Origin of the sequence: Skermanella rosea (assembly GCF_016806835.2) — a bacterium.
Taxonomy (GTDB): Bacteria; Pseudomonadota; Alphaproteobacteria; order Azospirillales; family Azospirillaceae; genus Skermanella; species Skermanella rosea.
Window position 1 is genome coordinate 3144699 of the sequence record NZ_CP086111.1, and the last position, 18365, is coordinate 3163063.

An 18365-nucleotide genomic window follows, 5' to 3' on the forward strand; every position below is an offset into this window, starting at 1 on the left:
GCCGGGCGGATCACAGGGCGAGCAGCGCGTCCAGGTCCAGGTGGGTTTCCAAATGGCCGGCCAGCGCGTCCAAGGTGGCTTCTACCGTGTCCTCGTAGTTCAGGCCGGTCGCGGCCCGGTCGCGGATGCCGGCGAGGAAGGCGTGGCGGAAACCGTCGGCGGAGAACATTCCGTGGACGTAACAGCCGCCGATACGGCCGTTCGGGGAGACGGCGCCCTCGGGGCGGCCGGACAGGTCGAGCATCGGGTGATCCAGCGCGGGGCCTGTGGTCCGGCCGATATGCATCTCGTAGCCGAGCAGTTCCGCTCCGCTGGCGAGGTGCCGGCCGGCCACCTCGACCAGGGTCTTGGGACCGTCCAGAACCGTTTCGAGATCGAGAAGACCGAGGCCGTCCACGGCGCCGGGAGCCCCCTCGGTGCCCGCCGGGTCGTCGAGGCGGCGGCCCAGCATCTGGAAGCCGCCGCAGATCCCGAGCACGTGCCCGCCCCGGCGGACATGGGCGGCGAGGTCGATGTGCCAGCCCTGGGCGCGGAGGAACTCCAGGTCGGGGATGGTCGCCTTGGTCCCCGGCAGGATCACGAGGTCGGCGTCGCCCGGCAGCGGCTGGCCCGAGGGGATCATCTCGACCGTGACGTCGGGTTCCGCGCGCAGGGGATCGAGGTCGTCGAAATTGGCGATCCGGGAGAGTTGCGGCACGGCGATCCGGATCGCGCGGCCCTCGGCTGATCGCCGCGAGGACAGGGCCAGGGCGTCCTCCGGCGGCAGCCGGTCGGCCTCGGCGAACCAGGGAACGACGCCGAGGCTGGTCAGGCCGGTATGCTCGTGGATGATCCGCAAGCCGTCGTCGAACAAGCTGGTGTCGCCCCGGAACTTGTTGATCAGGAAAGCCTTGAGCCGCGCCCGTTCGGCCGGCGGCAGGACCGCGCAGGTGCCGACGATGCCGGCGATCACGCCGCCGCGCTCGATGTCGCCGATCAGGACGACGGGCAGGTCGGCGGCCTCGGCGAAGCCCATGTTGGCGATGTCGCCGGCCCGCAGGTTGACTTCCGAAGCGCTCCCCGCCCCTTCGACCAGGATCAGGTCGGCGTCGCGGCCCAGGCGATGGAAGCTTTCCAGCACGGCGGGCATCAGCTCGCCCTTGCGGGTCTGGTACTCGCGGGCCCTCATGGCGCCCACGACGCGGCCCTGGACCACCACCTGGGCGCCGATGTCGGTCTGGGGCTTGAGCAGCACCGGGTTCATGTCGGGAACCGGAGCCACCCGGCAGGCCCGCGCCTGGAGCGCCTGGGCGCGGCCGATCTCGCCGCCGTCCGCCGTGACGGCCGCGTTGTTGGACATGTTCTGCGGCTTGAACGGCCTGACCCGAAGGCCCCGGTTCGTGAAGGCGCGGCACAGCCCGGCGACGATCATGGACTTGCCGACGTCGGAGCCGGTGCCCATGAACATGATTGCCCTGGTCAAAACTCGATGCCCGCCTGGGCCTTCACGCCGTCGCGGAAGGGGTGCTTGACCATGGTCATCTCGGTCACGAGGTCGGCGATCTCCAGCAGCTCGTCCTTGGCGTTGCGGCCGGTCACGATGACGTGGGTGTCCTCCGGCTTGGAGCGGAGGACCTCGATGACTTCCTCCAGCGGCAGGTAGTCGTAGCGCAGCACGATGTTGAGCTCGTCGAGCAGCACCATCTTGTAGGCCGGGTCGCGGATCAGGTTGACCGCCTGGTCCCACGCGGCCCGGGCTGCGGCGATGTCGCGCTGGCGATCCTGGGTCTCCCAGGTGAAGCCCTCGCCCATGGTGTTGATGGTAACCTGGTCGGCGAAACGCTCCAGCACGACCCGCTCGCCGGTCTCCCACTTGCCCTTGACGAACTGAACGATGCCGACCTTGAAGCCGTGGCCGATCCCCCGCATCACCATGCCGAGCGCTGCGGTGGACTTGCCCTTGCCCTTGCCGGTGTGGACGATCAGAAGCCCTTTCTCCAGGGTCTTGGTCGCGATCATGCGGTCGCGGGCGGCCTTCTTCTTGGCCATCTTCTCGGCGTGCCGCGCGTTGATCTCTTCCTCGGTCATGCCTTCGGTCTTCATGGCGTCTCTCCCCGGCTCAGATTCTTCAGCGTATCGTAGGCGGCATTGGACTTCGGACGCCACAAGCCGCGATCCTGGGCCTCGGCCAGCCGCTCCGCCATCTCGCGGAGTGCGGCGGGGTTGGCCCCGGCCATGAAGTCGCGGACCTGGGCGTCGGCCACATAGGCGTCGAACACCGCGTCGAAATGGTGGTCCCGGACGCACCGCGCCGTCGCGGCGAAGGCGAAGAGGTAATCGACGGTCGCGGCCAGTTCGAAGGCACCCTTGTAGCCGTGGCGCATGACCCCGGCGATCCATTTCGGATTGACCACCCGGCCGCGGACGACGCGGGCGATCTCCTCCTCCAGGGTCCGGACGCGGGGGCTTTCCGGGCGGGAGTGGTCGTTGTGGTAGACGGTCGGCGCCCGGCCCGACAAGGTCCGCACGGCGACGCTCATTCCGCCCTCGAACTGGTAATAGTCGTCGCTGTCCAGCAGATCGTGCTCCCGGTTGTCCTGGTTGTGCAGGACGGCCTCGATGGAGCCGAGCCGGGTTTCGAAGAGGGCCCGTTCCGGCGCCCCGTCCACCCCGCCGCCATAGGCGTAGCCGCCCCAGGCGAGATAGGCCTCGGCGAGGTCCTTCTCGGTCTCCCAGCCGCGCTCGTCGATCAGGGCCTGGAGGCCGGCGCCATAGGCTCCCGGCTTGGAGCCGAAGACGCGGTGGCCGGCCCGGCGCCGAGCCGCGGCGGGATCGACGCCAGCCTCCACCAGCGCCGCGGCGTCGGTCCGGACGCGGGCGGCCAGGGGGTTCACGTCGTCGGGCTCGTCCAGGTCGGCGATCGCCCGGGCGGCGCTGTCCACCAGATCCATCTGCGCGGGGAAGGCGTCGCGGAAGAAGCCCGAGACCCGGAGCGTCACGTCCACGCGGGGCCGGTCCAGCACGCCGGCCGGCATGATCTCGAACCCTGTCAACCGGCCCGTGCCGGTGTCCCAGGTCGGCCGGGCTCCCATCAGGGCCAGCGCCTGGGCGATGTCGTCGCCGCCGGTCCGCATGTTGGCGGTCCCCCACGCCGACAGGGCCATGGTGCGGGGATAGTCGCCGTTCTCCTGGAGGTAGCGATCGACCACGCGGGAGGCGGACTTCCAGCCCAGGTGCCAGGCGGCGGGCGTGGGCACGGCGCGGGTATCGACCGAATAGAAGTTGCGCCCGGTCGGCAGGACCTCCGGCCGGCCCCGGGTCGGGGCGCCGGACGGGCCGGGCTCCACGAAGCGGCCGTCCAGCCCGCGCAGCAGGCCTTTCAGCTCGGCGGCGCCGCAGGCGGCGACGGTCGGCTTAAGGTCCGACAGGATGTAATCCAGGACGATGCCGGCACGGGTCCATTCCGGCTCCGCAACGGCATCGCCGGCGACCAGCCGCCGGGCCAGTTCCTCCAGCCGTTCTACGGTGTCGCCGTGGCTGCGCCAGACGCCGCCGGTGTCGAGGGCGGCCGGGCGCGGACCCGTCCAGGGCTCGGCCATGGCGCAGTCCAGCGGGTCGAAGCCGAGCCCCCCGAGCCCCAGGTCCGCCGCCAGCGCCCGGATCAGCGAGGCGTCCCGCCCTTCCCCCTTGCCCCTGGGCAGCCGGGTCAAAGCCACCAGCAGGTCGGTCAGCAGGCCGCCCTCGGGAGCCTCCCCGAAGACATGGAGGCCGTCGCGGATCTGGAGTTCCTTCAGTTCGCACAGGTGGCTGTCGAGCTTCGCCAAGGCCTCCTGCGGCTCGTCGTCCCGGCTGACGCCGCAATCCACGTCCAGGCCGGTCGCGGCGCTGAGTTCAAGGATGCGCTCGCGCAGGACGGCGATGCGGCGCGGATCGACGCCGGCAGCCTCGTAATACTCGTCCACCAGCATTTCCAGCTCGCGGAGCGGGCCGTAGCTCTCCGCCCGGGTTAGCGGCGGGGTCAGGTGGTCGATGATGACGGCGGCGGCCCGGCGCTTGGCCTGGGTCCCCTCGCCCGGATCGTTGACGATGAAGGGATAGAGATGCGGGACGGGTCCCAGCGCCACCTCCGGGAAGCAGTCCTCCGACAGGGCCAGCGACTTGCCCGGCAGCCATTCCAGATTGCCGTGCTTGCCGAAATGCACGACGGCGTGGGCGTCGAACGCCCGTCGGACCCAGGCGTAGAAGGCCAGGTAGGCGTGCGGCGGCACCAGGTCGGGGTCGTGGTAGGTCTTGGACGGATCGATCTGGTAGCCGCGCGCCGGCTGGATCGCGACGGCGACGTTGCCGAACCGGACCGCGGGCAACAGGAACCGCCCGTCCCGCACGTACGGGTCCTCCTCCGCCGCACCCCAGCGCCCCATGACCGCGGTACGCACGGCTTCGGGCAAGGTCGCGAAGAACGTACGGTAGGCATCCAGGGACAGCGTCTCGGAGACCGCGCGCCAGTCCAGCGCCGTCAGGTCGTTGGTCACGCCGGCGCCGATCCGCTCCATCAGCGCGGCGGAATCCGGTGGCGCCCCGGTGACCGCGTAGCCCGCCTCGGCCAGGGTCCGGAGCGACCGCGCAACGCCCGCCGGCGTGTCGAGGCCGACGCCGTTGGCAAGGCGGCCGTCGCGGTTCGGGTAGTTCGCCATGACGACCGCAACGCGGCGCTCGGCTGGCGGCGTCCGGCGCAGCCGCGCCCAGGATGCGGCCAGAGCTGCCACGAAACCGACGCGGTCGGCGACGGGCCGGTAGGACAGGACCCAACTCTCGGTCGCCTCATGGCGCCGGGCCTCCGCCTTGAAGCTGACGGCGCGGGTGATCAGCCTGCCGTCCACCTCCGGCAGAGCCACGTTCATGGCGATGTCGCGGGCGGACAGGCCGGTCGTCCCGCCACGCCACGACGCCTCCGACCCTCCGGAGAACACGACCTGGAGGACGGGGCAGTCCGAGCCGTCGAACGGCGTCGCCGACCGCGCCGCCCCCGGCTGGGACACCGCGAAGGAGGTCGCGTTGAGGATCACGTCGGGCTCCGCCCGCGCCAGCAGGTCGGCGACGATGCCGGCCGCGATCTTCTCCTTGAGGCTGGTGGTCGCGATCGGCAGCGCGTTGACCCCGGCCCCGCGCAGGGCGTCTATCAGCGCATCGATGACGGCCGTGTTGGCCGCCTGCTCCAGCGCGCGGTAGAACAGGATGGCCGCTACGGGAGCTCCCGGCGTCCAGGCCCGGCGCAGGTCGTCCAGTCCAGGCCGGTCGCGGCCCGGCCAGTAGATCCCGGCCCGCATCAGCGGCATCGGCTCCCGCCAACCGTCGCCGCCCCGGCCGATCAGCGACGCCGCGTAGCGCAGCAACCCGGCGGCGTTCTCGACGCCGCCCTGGACGCAGTACTGCCACAGCCGATGGACCGCATCGCCCGGAAGGGTCGAGAAGCGGACCAAGTCCGGGTCGGGCTGGTCGTCGCCCGGCAGAACCGCCAGCGCGATGCCGCCGCGCCGGCAGGCGTCCGCCACCTGCTCGATCCCGTAGGGCCAATAGCGCTCTCCCCCCAGCAGGCGGACCACCACCAGCTTTGCCTTCGAGACGACCCGCTCGACATGGAGGTCGATCGACAGGTTATGGCCGAGTTGGAGCAGGCTGGCGAGGCGCAGGCTGGGGAAATCGGCCCCCAGCCGGTCATGGGCCGAGGCCAGGCAGGCGAGTTCGGTGTCGGCGGCCGACAGGAAGACGATGTCGCCCGCGGTCTGGCCGAGATCGACGGCCTCGCTGCCGTCGGAGACGGTGCCGGGCTGGGCGGCCAGCAGATGCATGGCGGCTCAGCCGCGCAGGATGGATTCGACCGCCGCCCGGTCGAGCCCGCGCTGACCGATCACCACCAGCTCGCTCCGGCGCTCCTCCTCCGGCTTCCAGCGCCGGTCATAGTAGCGCTGGATACGGTCGCCGACGCCCTGCACCACATGGCGCATCGGCTTGCCTGCCACATCCAGGAAGCCCTTGATCCGAAGGATATCGTGGGCGGCGACGGCGGCCAGGATCCGCGCCTCGACCGCTTCCGGCGTCTCCACCGTGCCGAGCCCGATCACGAAGCTGTCGAAATCGTCATGGTCGTGGTCCTCGCCCTCCAGCTCATGGTGGGACGGGCGGCTGTCCAGGTCGTCCTCCGCCGCGGCGCCCAGGCCCAGCAGGACCAGCGGATCGATGCCGCCCTGGACCGACACCACCGTCTTGACGGCGGGGCGCAGGTGCCTGGCGACGGTCGCGGTCACCGCCTCCAGCGTGGCGGCATCGACCCGGTCGGCCTTGTTCAGGACGACCATGTCGGCGCACTGGACCTGCTCCTCGAACAGCTCCTCCAGCGGGCTTTCATGGTCGAGGGAGTCGTCCGCCTCGCGCGCCGCCTGCACGGCATCGGGATCGCTGGCGAAACGGCCGGCGGCGACGGCCTCGGCGTCGATCACGGCGATCACGCCGTCCACCGTCACGCGGGTGCGGATCTCCGGCCAGGCGAACGCCTTGACCAGCGGCTTGGGCAGCGCGAGGCCGGACGTTTCGATCACGATATGGTCGGGCGGCTGCGGCTGGTTCAGCAGCTTCTCGATGGTCGGCAGGAAATCGTCGGCGACGGTGCAGCAGATGCAGCCGTTGGTCAGCTCGACGATGTCCTCCTCCCGGCAGTTCTCGACGCCGCAGCCGGCCAGGAGCTCGCGGTCGACGCCGAGGTCGCCGAACTCGTTGATGATCAGGGCCAGCCGGCGGCCGCGGGCGTTCTCGATCAGGTGGCGGACCAGGCTGGTCTTGCCGGCGCCGAGGAAGCCGGTGATGACCGTCGCGGGGATCTTGGTGCTCAAGGAAGGTTCCTAACGGTTGCTTTTGACGGTCACGGGCAGCCCCGCGACCAGGAGATAGACGCTGTCAGCCACCGCTGCCACCTCCTGGTGGAGCCGGCCGGCATGGTCGCGGAAAGTCCGCGCCATGGCGTTGTCCGGCACGATGCCGAGCCCGACCTCGTTTGAGACGAACACCACGGGGCCGGCCAGGGCCGGCAGGCATTCGACGAGGCCGCGGGTCTCGTGCGCGACGTCGCGCTCCTCCAGCATCAGGTTGGTGACCCACAGGGTGAGGCAGTCGACCAGCACGACCGCGTCGGGCGACGCGAGGCCCGGCAGGATGCCGGCGAGGTCGAGGTGTTCCTCGACCGTGGTCCAGTGCGGGCCGCGCCTGTCGCGGTGCTCGTCGATGCGGCTGGCCATCTCGGTGTCCCATGCCCTGCCGGTCGCGAGATAGATCGGCCTCGGCGCCCGTTCGGCCATGGCTTCGGCGAAGCGGCTCTTGCCCGACCGGGCGCCGCCTAGGACGAGGGTCACGCCGGGCGGCGCCCCCGAGGGGTCTTCTGGAATCGACATCATGCCCCACCTCCGCCGGTGCACCCCGCCCGGCCGTGATTGAAACGACGGCGCTCGACGGCAGGTCTCCTGGCTTCGCGGGTCCATGCGGGCGCCAGCGCCTTCCCGGATGCCGCGGGGCACCAGTGGCTTGAAGTGGACGACACCCGCTCGCCGCTTACAGTTGCGGGGGCAGCTCCGGACTCGGGCGGCTTGGCGCGCCCCCACCGGATTCCCTCTTGGCGGCCCGGCGGCGGCAAGCCGCCCGGCACCATCGAGCGGGCGCACTATCGGCGGCAGGGCCCGGCCCTGTCAATGCTCCCTCTCGGGCACGGGTCGAAAGCGGGATCTCCGGCCGCTCAGGCGGCGGCGAGTCCGGGGCCGGAGCCCCGGGGCCTGGGGCCGGGGATCAGGTCGGGCATAGACGACAGGGCGGTGGCCGAAGGGAGGGCGTCGAAGCGCCGGGTCATCCTCCGCTTGCCCCGAAGGTCATCCTTGGTCACTGCCTCGGCGCGCGGAGCCGGCGGCACGGACACGGGAGCGGCGGCCGGCGCGGGTGCGGGTGCGGGTGCGGGTGCCGGCGCGGATCGTGGGGCGGATTCGGGAGCGGGGAAGCGGATATGATCGAGTTCCTCTTCCGGATCGCAGTCCAGCCGTTCCAGGTCAGCGTCGGGATGGGCGACATCGAGGTGATAGTGATGGGCGATCCGCTTGTCCTGGATGATGCCCTCCAACTTCAGGCGGAATTCCACTGCCTTGAATGCAAGGCCGAAGCTGCTCGCCTTCAGGGCACCGTCGAGGATCTCGCTGACCACGGCGACCGCGTCGTCCAGGCGGAGTTGCCGATGGGCATTGCGGGCCATCCGTATCTGGTCGATGCGCACCCGGATTTCCGGCTGGCGCATCAGCAGGGCGGCGCGCTGCTTGGCGCCGTTGGGCGAGTAGCCGGCCCGGCGGGCCGCCTCCGCACCCCCGACACCCAGGACCATCGCGGCGCAGAACGCCTCCTGGCGCAGGGTCAGGGTGATCGCGGGGGCGGGATCGGGCCGGGCCGAGCCCGCTGCCGGGGATGCTGCGCGGGACGGGGACTGCATGGCACAACTCCTTAGGAACGATGTTCACAGAGAAAGGAATTTATACCGATAGAAGATCCCGCGCAACATTCCCGTCAGCCGACCGGCCGATAGATCTGCGAGCCGCCGGCCCGGAAGCTCTCCGACATCCCGGCCATGCCGGAGGCGGCATACTCCCTCACCTCCTGCGTGATCTTCATGGAGCAGAATTTCGGGCCGCACATGGAGCAGAAGTGCGCCGACTTGGCGCCTTCGGCCGGCAGGGTCTGGTCGTGGAACCGCTCCGCCGTTTCCGGATCGAGCGACAGGTGGAACTGGTCGCGCCAGCGGAAATCGAACCGGGCGCGGCTGAGCGCGTCGTCCCTCAGCCTGGCCGCCGGATGGCCCTTGGCAAGGTCGGCGGCATGGGCCGCGATCTTGTAGGTGACGACCCCGACCTTCACGTCGTCGCGGTCGGGCAGGCCCAGATGCTCCTTCGGCGTCACGTAGCACAGCATCGCCGTGCCGAACCAGCCGATCATGGCGGCGCCGATGCCGCTGGTGATGTGGTCGTAGCCGGGCGCTATGTCGGTGGTCAGCGGGCCGAGCGTGTAGAAGGGCGCTTCGCGGCAGACGTCGAGCTGCCGGTCCATGTTCTCCTTGATCCTGTGCATCGGCACATGGCCCGGCCCCTCCACCATGACCTGCACGTCGTGCTTCCAGGCGACCTGCGTCAGTTCACCCAGCGTCTCCAGCTCGGCGAACTGCGCCGCGTCGTTGGCGTCGGCGATGGAACCCGGCCGAAGCCCGTCACCCAGCGAGAAGCTGATGTCGTAGGCCCGCATGATCTCGCAGATCTCCTCGAACCGGGTATAGAGGAAGTTCTCCCGGTGGTGCGCCAGGCACCACTTGGCCAGGATCGAACCGCCGCGCGAGACGATGCCGGTCACCCGCCGCGCGGTCAGCGGGATATGGGCGAGCCGGACGCCGGCATGGATGGTGAAGTAGTCCACGCCCTGCTCCGCCTGCTCGACCAGGGTGTCGCGGTAGATGTCCCAGGTCAGCTCCTCGGCCCGGCCGCCGACCTTCTCCAAGGCCTGGTAGATCGGGACGGTGCCGATCGGCACGGCGGCATTGCGGATGATCCACTCGCGGGTGGTGTGGATGTTGGCGCCGGTCGAGAGGTCCATCACGGTGTCGGCCCCCCAGCGGGTCGCCCAGACCATCTTCTCGACCTCTTCCGCCACGGAGGAGGCGACGGCGGAATTGCCGATGTTGGCGTTGATCTTGACCAGGAAATTGCGGCCGATGATCATCGGCTCGATCTCCGGATGGTTGATGTTGGCCGGGATGATCGCCCTGCCCTTCGCCACCTCGTCGCGCACGAATTCCGGGGTGACATGGTCCGGGATCGCGGCGCCGAAGGACCGGCCGTCGCGCACGGCGTCGAGCGCCGCCTGCCGGCCGAGGTTCTCCCGGATCGCGACATACTCCATCTCCGGCGTGACGATGCCGCGCCGCGCATAGGCCATCTGTGTCACGGCGGCACCGCCCCGTGCCCGCAGCGGCCTGCGGGCGGGGCCGGAGAACTCCTCCAGGTTGGAGCGTTGGCCCTGGCGCAGGCCGTTGTCCTCCGGCCTGACCGGCCGGCCGTCATAGGCTTCGGTATCGCCGCGGGCCGCGATCCAGCCGGCGCGCAACGGGGGCAGGCCGCGGGCGATGTCGATTTCAGCGGCCGGATCGCTGTAGGGGCCGGAGCTGTCATAGACACGGACCGGCGGTTCGCCGCAGCCGGGCTCCAGGTCGATCTCGCGCAGTGCGACCCGCAGGTCCGGGTACTGGGTGCCCGGAACATGCACCTTGCGCGACGCGGGCAGCGGCCCAGTGGAAACGGTGAAGGTCGGATTGCTGTCTTTCGGCATCGTGATCTCCTGCTTCGAAGGCGAGCGGAGATCCGGAATGCAGCGACGGATATGATGAGACCGGGCGCGGATGCGACCGCGGAGTCCTCGCCCTCTCCCCTTCCTACGCCGGCACGACCCGGATCAGGTTCAAAGGGTCTCCGCGTTGCCGCTAGGCCGACGGAATCTCAGCCCCCTATCGGGGCTCCCCTGGGAATACGCCGATCCTCAGGGCATCGCCGCCGCTTGTCAAGCCGTCCGTCGCCTGAAGTGACCGGTGCCGACGCCTTCAGGGCCGCTTCAGGAAATAGGGCCGGCTGCGGACCGCGACCGGGTCGGACTGGAAGGTCTGGATCGCATTGGCCGGGGTTCCCTCCAACAGGTCCCGCATGACGACGCCCATCGGATGGGGGCTGGCGCCGTATGTCAGCCGCACCCGATCCGCCGGTCCGTCATCGGCGATGAAGAAGGTGTCGAAGGGCCGGGCGACGCTCCAGCGGGAGCCGACCGGCCGGCCCGCGGACACGCCGTACCGGGTCACCGGGGAGATCGTGCCGGGAATCGGGGTCAGTCCGGTGGTGTCGACCAGGACGGTGAAAATGCAGTCGGCCGGGTCGTCGGGGTCGGTGACCCGGAATCCCCAGGTCTGCATCCACTCCGTCTCGGCGGTCGCGGCCCTGCCGTCACGGACAGGATCGGGCGATGGAAGGTTGACCAGGAAGCCGGTCAGGAACATCGGGTCGCCGAACAGTTCCCTGCCGACCGAGACGGCCGCCGGATCATCGCAGGGCACGAACAGGCGGTGGTTTCCCAGCAGATGGGTCTGCTCGTCGCCCATGAGCCACTGGTCGAAGGTGATGTCCGGAACCTCGTCCCAGCGGCCTTCCGGACAGGCCACGATGCTCAGTTCCAGTTCCTGGACGATCCCGGCCGCCGACGGCGACCAGTGTTCGGGCGGCAGGTTCAGCCCGGCCGACCGGAAGGCGCCGTGGACATGGAAGCCGTAGCTGACCGAGGCGTGGTCGCCGAAAATGGCTGGCCGCAGCCCGCTCCCTTCAAAGAGGTCGGTCACCCTGGCGGGATCGACGAGGTGATGGACCACGCAGCTGGACAGCGCGGCTTGATGGAACGGCGGAGCCACCCCCGGCAGGATCGGAGGCAACCGGGTGGGGGTATCGAGCTTCCTGGCTGTGGTCGGCATGTCCTGGCTTCCTGCGGGGATGTGCAAACAGGAGAGATAAAACTTCGGATAGGCAAAACTCCACCCTTTTCTTCCGCGCTCGCATTACCGATCCGAAACCGTTATCCTGTTTGACGAAACCATGGCCGGAATCTAGGGAAACTTCAGGAAGGCCCCGCCACCGCGCCTACTCCGGACGGTGGCGGGACAAGAGCCTACTTCTCGGTTTTCGCGAGGACGTGGAGTGCCTGAGCCCACAGGAAGTATTTGCACGTCGCCAGTTCTTCGATCGTGTCGATCCCGAAGGCTTCCTTGAGTTTGAGCGCGTCGCCCTCGGTGACGCCCGCGAGGGCGGCAGGCGATTGGGACATCAATTGCTTGGGCGTCATGCCCTCATAGGTCTTGTCAAGGATCGCTTTGAGACTCTCGATTGCGGCCATCGCCAGCTCCCTGATAGAAGTTTCGGCACATAGCAAGATCAACCAACAAGCATCCGCACTAACTTTGGATAAGGACACTGATATACATATTGCACAAAAGAAATCCAAGCCAAGAGCCAGAAATCTCATCCCGTTGCGAATGGAACATTCCGCTTAGCCTGCAAACGGTCGGGTTCCGGTGAGGATATTATTTGACTGGCATGGCCCGTCTTTACAAAAATTGGATTAAACCGTATTTTCTCGAAAATGCTTTTTCCGGTTCGGCAGCCGGCGGTCCTCCGTGGAGACCCTCCCTTGATCCGCAAGACGTTTCGACCAGGTGCAACGATCTTCTTCGAGGGACAGCCGGCCGACTGCGCCTATATCGTGGAGCGGGGACAGGTCGAGATCTGCGCCACCCGGGACCGGACCCACATCACGCTGGCGACGCTCGGCCGGGGCGAGATCTTCGGCGAGATGGCCGTACTGGACGACAGCGTCCGGTCGGCCGCGGCCCGGGCGATGGAGGAGACCGAGGTGCTGATCATCCGGCGTGATCAGCTGAAGCGGCGCATCCAGGAAGTGGAGCCGATCGTCGGGCAACTGCTCGGCAGCCTGATCAGCCGGTTCAGGCAGGCGCAGAGCGGCCTTCTCAACGACCTGCCAGGCCGAGACCGGGGGACGGCGAACCATCTGGTGGTATCGGCGCCCACCGGCGGCACCGAGCGCGGCGAATCGGCGCTCAACTGGATACACCGCGAATACGATCTGGAACGCGGCCTCGGCGCCGGGGAGTTCGAACCGTTCTTCCAGCCGATCGTGACGATCGCGGACGGCGAACTCGCCGGGTTCGAGGCCCTGGCCCGCTGGCGTCATCCCGACCGCGGCCTGGTGCCGCCGTGCGAGTTCATCGACCTGGGCGAGAAGAGCGGCCTGATCCGGCACATCGACTTGGTCATCATGGCGGATGCCTGCGCGCTGCTGCGCCGGACGGCCGGCGGCCGCCCCCTGCCCTTCCTGAGCGTCAACCTGTCGTCGCAGCATTTCACGGACATGGATGTGGTGACGGGCTTGGCGGAGCGGCTGGCGACGACCGGTTTCCCCGCCGAACGGCTGAAGGTCGAACTGACCGAGACGGCGCTGGTCCACGATCCCCACCAGGCCTACGAGGTCATGTGCAGGATCAAGGACCTCGGCGTGACCCTGGCGCTCGACGATTTCGGGACCGGTTACTCCAGCCTTTCCTACCTGCACAAGTTCCCGTTCGACGTGCTCAAGATCGACCAGTCGTTCGTCCGGGCGCTGGGCGAAGAGGGACGCACCCATCACATCGTCGAAACCATCATCACCCTGGCCCGCCGCATGGGCATGGAGGTGGTGGCGGAGGGAGTCGAGACGGCCGACCTGATCCGGCCGCTTCGGGAACTGGGATGCACGTTCGGCCAGGGCTATCATTACAGCCGGCCGGTCCCGGCGGACGTCATGGGCGGGATGCTCGACCAAAGGCGTTGATCGGGCATCCCGCCCATGACGTCCGCCGGGTACCCGATTTGAACCCAGGCCCGTCCATAATTTCAGCGCGTCCCGCCGCCCGTTTCCAGGAAAATGCCTGGGCGGAACCAATGGGGAGGCTCGGACATGGGAATCGCTGGTAGGATTCCGCCGATGCTGCTGGCCGGCCTGATGATGGCCTCGTCGGCGTCGGCGGCGGACATGACGCCGGCCGACCGGGCGCCGGTCGGACGGGTGGTGCGACAGGAAGGCAGCACCGTGATCCTGCGCGACGACATCCGGTCCCCGTTGCTGATCGGCACCTCGGTCTTCACGTCGGACGTGATCGAGACAGGCTTCTCCTCCCGGGTCACGGTCCAGTTCAGAGACGGCAGCAGCCTTGTCACCGGGCCGGAAAGCCGCGTCCAGGTCTCGGACTACACGATCGATCCGCAGGGCGGGCGGACGTCGGCGCTCTTCTCCATGCTGTCCGGCATCGTCCGTGCCGTGGTCGGTCAAGCGGGGTTGGGCAGCTTCGCGGTGCAGACCGACACGGCGGTCGCGTCGGCCCGCTCGACCGAATGGACGGCGGAGATCACGCCGGCCGGCACCGCGGTGCTCGGCCTGGAGGGAGTGGTCGAGGTGCGCAGCCGTTCGACTGGGGCGGCCGTCACCCTGGCGCCGTCCCAGGGGACCGACGTGGCGGCGGGACGTGATCCGACGCCGCCCGTCACCTGGGGAGCGCCCAGGGTGGACCGGACCCTCCGCCTCGTCGGCCCGGCCAACCGTTGAGCGATGGGCAGGCGGAGTTCCTGGCTGCTGGCGGCGCTCGCCGTCCCGCTGGTCCTCGCCGGGCTCCGGCTCGCCGATGCCGAACCCGGATGGCTGCAAGGGCTTGAAGGCCGGAGCCTGACGCTGCGCTACGGGTTGCGCGGGCCGCTGAAGCCCTCGGGCACCGTGGCGCTGCTGATGATCGACGACAGGACGCTGGCGGAGCATGGCCGCTGGCCGCTGTCCCGGCGGCTGATCGCCGACGCCGTTCGCCGGCTGGCGGCGGACGGCGCGCGCGTCGTCGCGATCGACCTGCTGTTTCCCGAACCCGAGGCGCCGCTGCCGGCCGAGGTCGCCGACATCCTGGACGACGCCCGCAGCCGGATGCCGCGGTCCGCGGACGGGCTGGCCGTCCGGATCGACCGACTGCTCGAAGCCGCCGACCCCGACGGTGCCCTGGCGGCCGCGCTGGGATCCACCGGGATCGGCGTGCTGGGCTTCGCCTTCGGCTTCGACCCGGACGGCACCGCACCGGCCGGCGGTGCGGTCCCCGACGCGCTTCGGAATGCCGCGTTCCGCGTGGTGCGGGAACCGGCGATCCCGGACCACCGCGACGACCATCCGGCATCGGTCGTCGTTCCGGTGCCCGTCCTGGCCCGGTCGGCGGCGCTCGGACACCTCACCGTGCGGATCGAGGCCGACGGCGTGCTGCGCCACGACCAGTCCGCGATCCGCTTCGGCGACGCCTGGTATCCGAGCTTGCCGGTCGAGGCCGTCCGGCGGTATCGCGGCCTGGATGCAGACGATGTGGCTCTCCATGTCGGGCACGGTATCCGGGTCGGACCGGACTTCGTCGCCACCGACCGCCGGATGAGGCTGCCGGTCAACCATTACGGCCCGCGCGGGACCATCGAGACCCGCTCGCTGGCCGACCTGTTGGCCGGTCGAATCCCGCCGGGCAGCTATCGCGGGCGGATCGTGCTGATCGGCGCTTCCGCCCAAGGCGTCGGCGACAGCTTCCACACCCCGTTCGGCCGCGCGCTGCCGGGCGCCGAACATCTCGCCACGGTGATCGACAACCTGCTGACCGGACGGACGCCGAAGGATCGATCCTCCCTGCTGCCGGCCGATATCGCCGCGATCCTGGGCGGCGGGCTGCTGGGAGCAGCGCTCGGGTCCGCTCTGGCGCCGGTCGCCGCGACGGCCGGCACGGCGATCCTGGTCGCCGGCTGGCTCGCCGCGACGGCGGTGCTGTTCGCCACGGCGGACCTGTGGCTAGCAGTGACCTCGCCGGTGCTGGCGGCGGGGCTTGGCTTCGCCCTGTTCGCCGCACGCCGCTCCCAGGTCGGCGAGCAGGCGCGGCGCCTGGCCGAGCGGCAGCGGCGCAACCTGATGCGCTATTTTTCGCCGGCGGTCGCCGAACGGCTGATGAACAGCAACCGGCCCGGACTGGAGGACCGGATCCAGCCCGTGACCATCCTGTTCGTCGATCTGGTGGGGTTCACCGGGATCAACGAGCGCCTGTCGCCCCGTGAGGCGATGGACGTGCTGCGCGGATTCTACGGCCATGTCGAAGCGGCGGTGCTGGACCGGGGCGGCGTGGTCGACAAGTTCCTGGGCGACGGCGCGATGGCCATATTCGGCATCCCCGAGCCGACACCCCACGACGCCGGGGACGCCCTGGCGGCGGCACGGCAGATCGCCGACGGTATGGAGGACTGGAACCGGGAGCTTGCGTCCGTGGGCCTGCCGGCGCTGACCGTCGCGATGGGGCTGCACCTGGGGCCGGTCCTGATCGGCGACACCGGCGGCACGAGGCAGTTCACCTTCACGATCATCGGCGACGCGGTGAATGTCGCGAGCCGCCTGGAAGCCCTGACCCGCGAACTGGGCGTGACGATCGCGGCCTCCGACGCGGTGATCGAGGCGGCGCGCTCCACCGCCGGGAGCGCGGCGGTGGAGGGCTTCGTCGAACTGCCGCCCCGGCCGTTGCGCGGGCGGGAACGTCCGATCGGCGTCTGGAGCTGGCCGGCCCCGGTTGGAACGGCCGCGCCGCACGGCCTGTTATCGCCACCGGATCAGACCCGGTGAAGGACAAGAAAGATGACGGAAACCCTGCCCGGCGACATGCCGGACGATGTAGACCAGTGCGTCCAGCAGGTGCTGGAGACCGCCTGCCGCCAGGAGATCATGATCGCCACGGCGGAAAGCTGCACCGGCGGCCTGCTCGCTTCCCTGCTGACCGACATCACCGGTTGCTCCCATGCCTTCGAACGCGGTTTCGTGACTTATACCAACGACGCAAAGAACGAGATGCTGGGCGTTCCGCCGGCGCTCCTGGAAGATCCCGGCCCGGTGTCGGAAGAGGTCGCCCGCGCCATGGCGGAGGGTGCCATCGCCAATTCCCGCGCCCATCTCAGCATCTCCATCACGGGTTTCGCCGGCCCCGCCGGTCCGGACGACGAGCCCGGTCTCGTCCATTTCGCGATGGCGCGCAAGGGACTTCCGACCCGGCACCGGGTGGAGCATTTCGGCGATCTCGGCCGCGGCGGGGTCCGCCTGGAATGCGTCCGCACCGCCCTGTCGATGCTGCGCGCGGAACTGGAAGGCGTCGGCGGAACTCGGCAAACCGTGCCCCAGACCTCCTGAAAGCCGAAAGGGTTAACCATCCCGGATCGGTTGACCCCCCTCCAGACCGCCTCCAGAGTGGAAGCCATCCTGAAACCGATCGCTGAGGCAGTCCGCTGTTTCATCATGCGGTCAGGGCAAACCCGTGACCACAAAGGCAAAATCGGCACGGGAACATAGCTTTCCTTGAGGGAGGAAACGGAATGACAGTCTTTCGCAGGGCATCGTGCGCGGCGGTGCTGGCTCTCGCCTTCGGCATGTCCCAGCCGGCGCAGGCCCAGGAGACGTTCAAGGTCGGCATCGTCACCTTCCTGTCCGGTCAGGCGGCGGAGAGCTTCGGCGTTCCCGCCTGGAACGGCGGCAAGGTCGTGATCGAGGCGCTCAACAAGGGCGAGGCGCCAGCCCCTTACGACAAGGTCGGTTTCGGCGGCATGACCATCGAGACCGTCGTGGTCGACGAGGCCGGCGGCGCCACCAAGCAGGTGCAGGAGTTGCGCAACCTGTACCAGCGCGAGAACGTGGACGTGGTGATCGGCTATGTCAGCTCCGGCGACTGCCTCGCCGTGGCGCCCGCGGCGGAGGAACTGAAGCGGCTGCTGATCCTGTACGACTGCGGCACGCCCCGGATCTTCGAGGACGGCAAGTACGAATACGTGTTCCGCACCGCCTCCCACGCCACCATGGATAACGTGGCCCTGGCCCGGTACATGAAGACCCAAGGGGTTAAGGCGGGCACCGTCAGCGCGATCAACCAGGACTATGCCTGGGGCCACGACTCCCGGAACGACTTCCTGGCCGCCATGGAGCAGCTCTATCCCGGCTTCAAGGCGGAGGCCGACCTGCTGCCGAAGTTCGGCGCCGGCCAGTACGGCACGGAGATCTCGGCCCTGGTCCGCCAGGGCTCGGACGTGGTCCATTCCAGCCTGTGGGGCGGCGACCTCCAGGCCTTCATCCTCCAGGCGGGCCCGCGCGGGCTGTTCAAGCGGAGCCAGGTGGTGCTGAGCGCCGCCGACCACGTGCTTCCCTCCCTGGGCGACAAGATGCCCGACGGTACGATCATCGGCGCCCGCGGCGCCTATGGCCTGCTGGCCCCCAAGAGCGACCTGAACGACTGGTTCTGGAAGGTCTACCAGGACGCCTACGACGTCTATCCGGTCCAGGCCCCCTACCGCATGGTCCAGGCGATCCTGGGCCTGAAGGTCGCGGTCGAGAAGGCGATGGCCGAGAACGGCGGCACCAAGCCGACCAAGGAGCAGATCGCGGCGGCGCTGAAGGGCTCGGAGTGGCATTCCCCGGCCGGCACCATCCGCATGGCGCTGGGCGACGGGCACCAAGCGATCCAGCAGACCGCCATCGGCCGCACCCGCTTCGACGAGGGCCGCAAGATGGTCGTGCTGGACGACATCCAGAACTTCAAGGCCGAATGCGTCAACCCGCCCCCCGGCCAGAAGAGCATCGAGTGGATCAAGGCAGGCTTCCCCGGCGCGCAGTGCGACTGACGCCGCGCAGCTGAAGGCGCCTTC

General features: G+C 69.2%; 14 protein-coding genes and 2 riboswitches. Of the genes, 5 read left to right on the top strand and 9 right to left on the bottom strand.

Features of this window, described 5'->3' with window-relative positions; genetic code table 11:
* Positions 1–10: 10 nt before the first annotated feature.
* The 9 genes from JL101_RS14585 to JL101_RS14625 all read right to left on the bottom strand — a co-directional run bounded on the left by JL101_RS14585 (position 11) and on the right by JL101_RS14625 (position 11973).
* Positions 11–1447 (bottom strand): cobyric acid synthase, encoded by a 1437-nt coding sequence (locus JL101_RS14585; RefSeq protein ID WP_203095897.1) that lies wholly within the window; start codon positions 1445–1447, stop codon positions 11–13.
* Positions 1448–1458: 11 nt separating this feature from the next.
* A complete protein-coding gene (gene cobO, locus JL101_RS14590; RefSeq protein WP_228434840.1) occupies positions 1459–2082 on the bottom strand; it encodes a cob(I)yrinic acid a,c-diamide adenosyltransferase in 624 nt (207 codons plus the stop codon).
* A complete protein-coding gene (cobN, locus tag JL101_RS14595) occupies positions 2079–5828 on the bottom strand; it encodes a cobaltochelatase subunit CobN (protein ID WP_203095899.1) in 3750 nt (1249 codons plus the stop codon). The genes cobO and cobN overlap by 4 nt, the downstream gene beginning before the upstream one ends.
* 6 nt (positions 5829–5834) lie before the next feature.
* A complete protein-coding gene (cobW, locus tag JL101_RS14600) occupies positions 5835–6866 on the bottom strand; it encodes a cobalamin biosynthesis protein CobW (protein WP_203095901.1) in 1032 nt (343 codons plus the stop codon).
* A 9-nt stretch (positions 6867–6875) separates the two neighbouring features.
* Positions 6876–7424, bottom strand: a complete 549-nt coding sequence (cobU, locus tag JL101_RS14605; RefSeq protein ID WP_407697320.1) for a bifunctional adenosylcobinamide kinase/adenosylcobinamide-phosphate guanylyltransferase — start codon at positions 7422–7424, stop codon at positions 6876–6878.
* Between the two features lie 39 nt (positions 7425–7463).
* Positions 7464–7691, bottom strand: a riboswitch (cobalamin riboswitch).
* Between the two features lie 68 nt (positions 7692–7759).
* A complete protein-coding gene (locus tag JL101_RS14610; RefSeq protein ID WP_203095903.1) occupies positions 7760–8494 on the bottom strand; it encodes a terminase small subunit in 735 nt (244 codons plus the stop codon).
* A gap of 74 nt (positions 8495–8568) precedes the next feature.
* Positions 8569–10374, bottom strand: coding sequence for a phosphomethylpyrimidine synthase ThiC (gene thiC / locus JL101_RS14615; protein WP_203095905.1), 1806 nt, complete (start codon positions 10372–10374; stop codon positions 8569–8571).
* An 82-nt stretch (positions 10375–10456) separates the two neighbouring features.
* Positions 10457–10575, bottom strand: a riboswitch (TPP riboswitch).
* A gap of 67 nt (positions 10576–10642) precedes the next feature.
* Positions 10643–11554 carry a hypothetical protein gene (locus tag JL101_RS14620; RefSeq protein ID WP_203095907.1) on the bottom strand — a complete coding sequence of 304 codons (912 nt, stop codon included), beginning with the start codon at positions 11552–11554 and terminating at the stop codon, positions 10643–10645.
* 194 nt (positions 11555–11748) lie between these two features.
* The gene (locus JL101_RS14625; protein WP_203095909.1) at positions 11749–11973 is read right to left on the bottom strand and encodes a hypothetical protein; all 225 of its coding nucleotides are present in this window, start codon (positions 11971–11973) and stop codon (positions 11749–11751) included.
* Positions 11974–12267: 294 nt separating this feature from the next.
* On the opposite strand from JL101_RS14625, the gene JL101_RS14630 reads away from it, so the two are divergent.
* The 5 genes from JL101_RS14630 (at position 12268) to JL101_RS14650 (ending at position 18341) form a co-directional block, all read left to right on the top strand.
* Entirely contained in the window at positions 12268–13464 is a 1197-nt protein-coding gene (locus tag JL101_RS14630) for an EAL domain-containing protein (protein ID WP_203095911.1), read from the top strand.
* A 126-nt stretch (positions 13465–13590) separates the two neighbouring features.
* Complete coding sequence (locus JL101_RS14635; protein ID WP_203095913.1) at positions 13591–14235, top strand: FecR family protein; 645 nt, start codon at positions 13591–13593, stop codon at positions 14233–14235.
* 3 nt (positions 14236–14238) lie between these two features.
* A complete protein-coding gene (locus tag JL101_RS14640; protein ID WP_203095915.1) occupies positions 14239–16305 on the top strand; it encodes a CHASE2 domain-containing protein in 2067 nt (688 codons plus the stop codon).
* A gap of 12 nt (positions 16306–16317) precedes the next feature.
* A complete protein-coding gene (locus JL101_RS14645) occupies positions 16318–16863 on the top strand; it encodes a CinA family protein (RefSeq protein WP_203095917.1) in 546 nt (181 codons plus the stop codon).
* 182 nt (positions 16864–17045) lie between these two features.
* Complete coding sequence (locus tag JL101_RS14650; RefSeq protein WP_203095919.1) at positions 17046–18341, top strand: ABC transporter substrate-binding protein; 1296 nt, start codon at positions 17046–17048, stop codon at positions 18339–18341.
* Positions 18342–18365 lie beyond the last annotated feature (24 nt).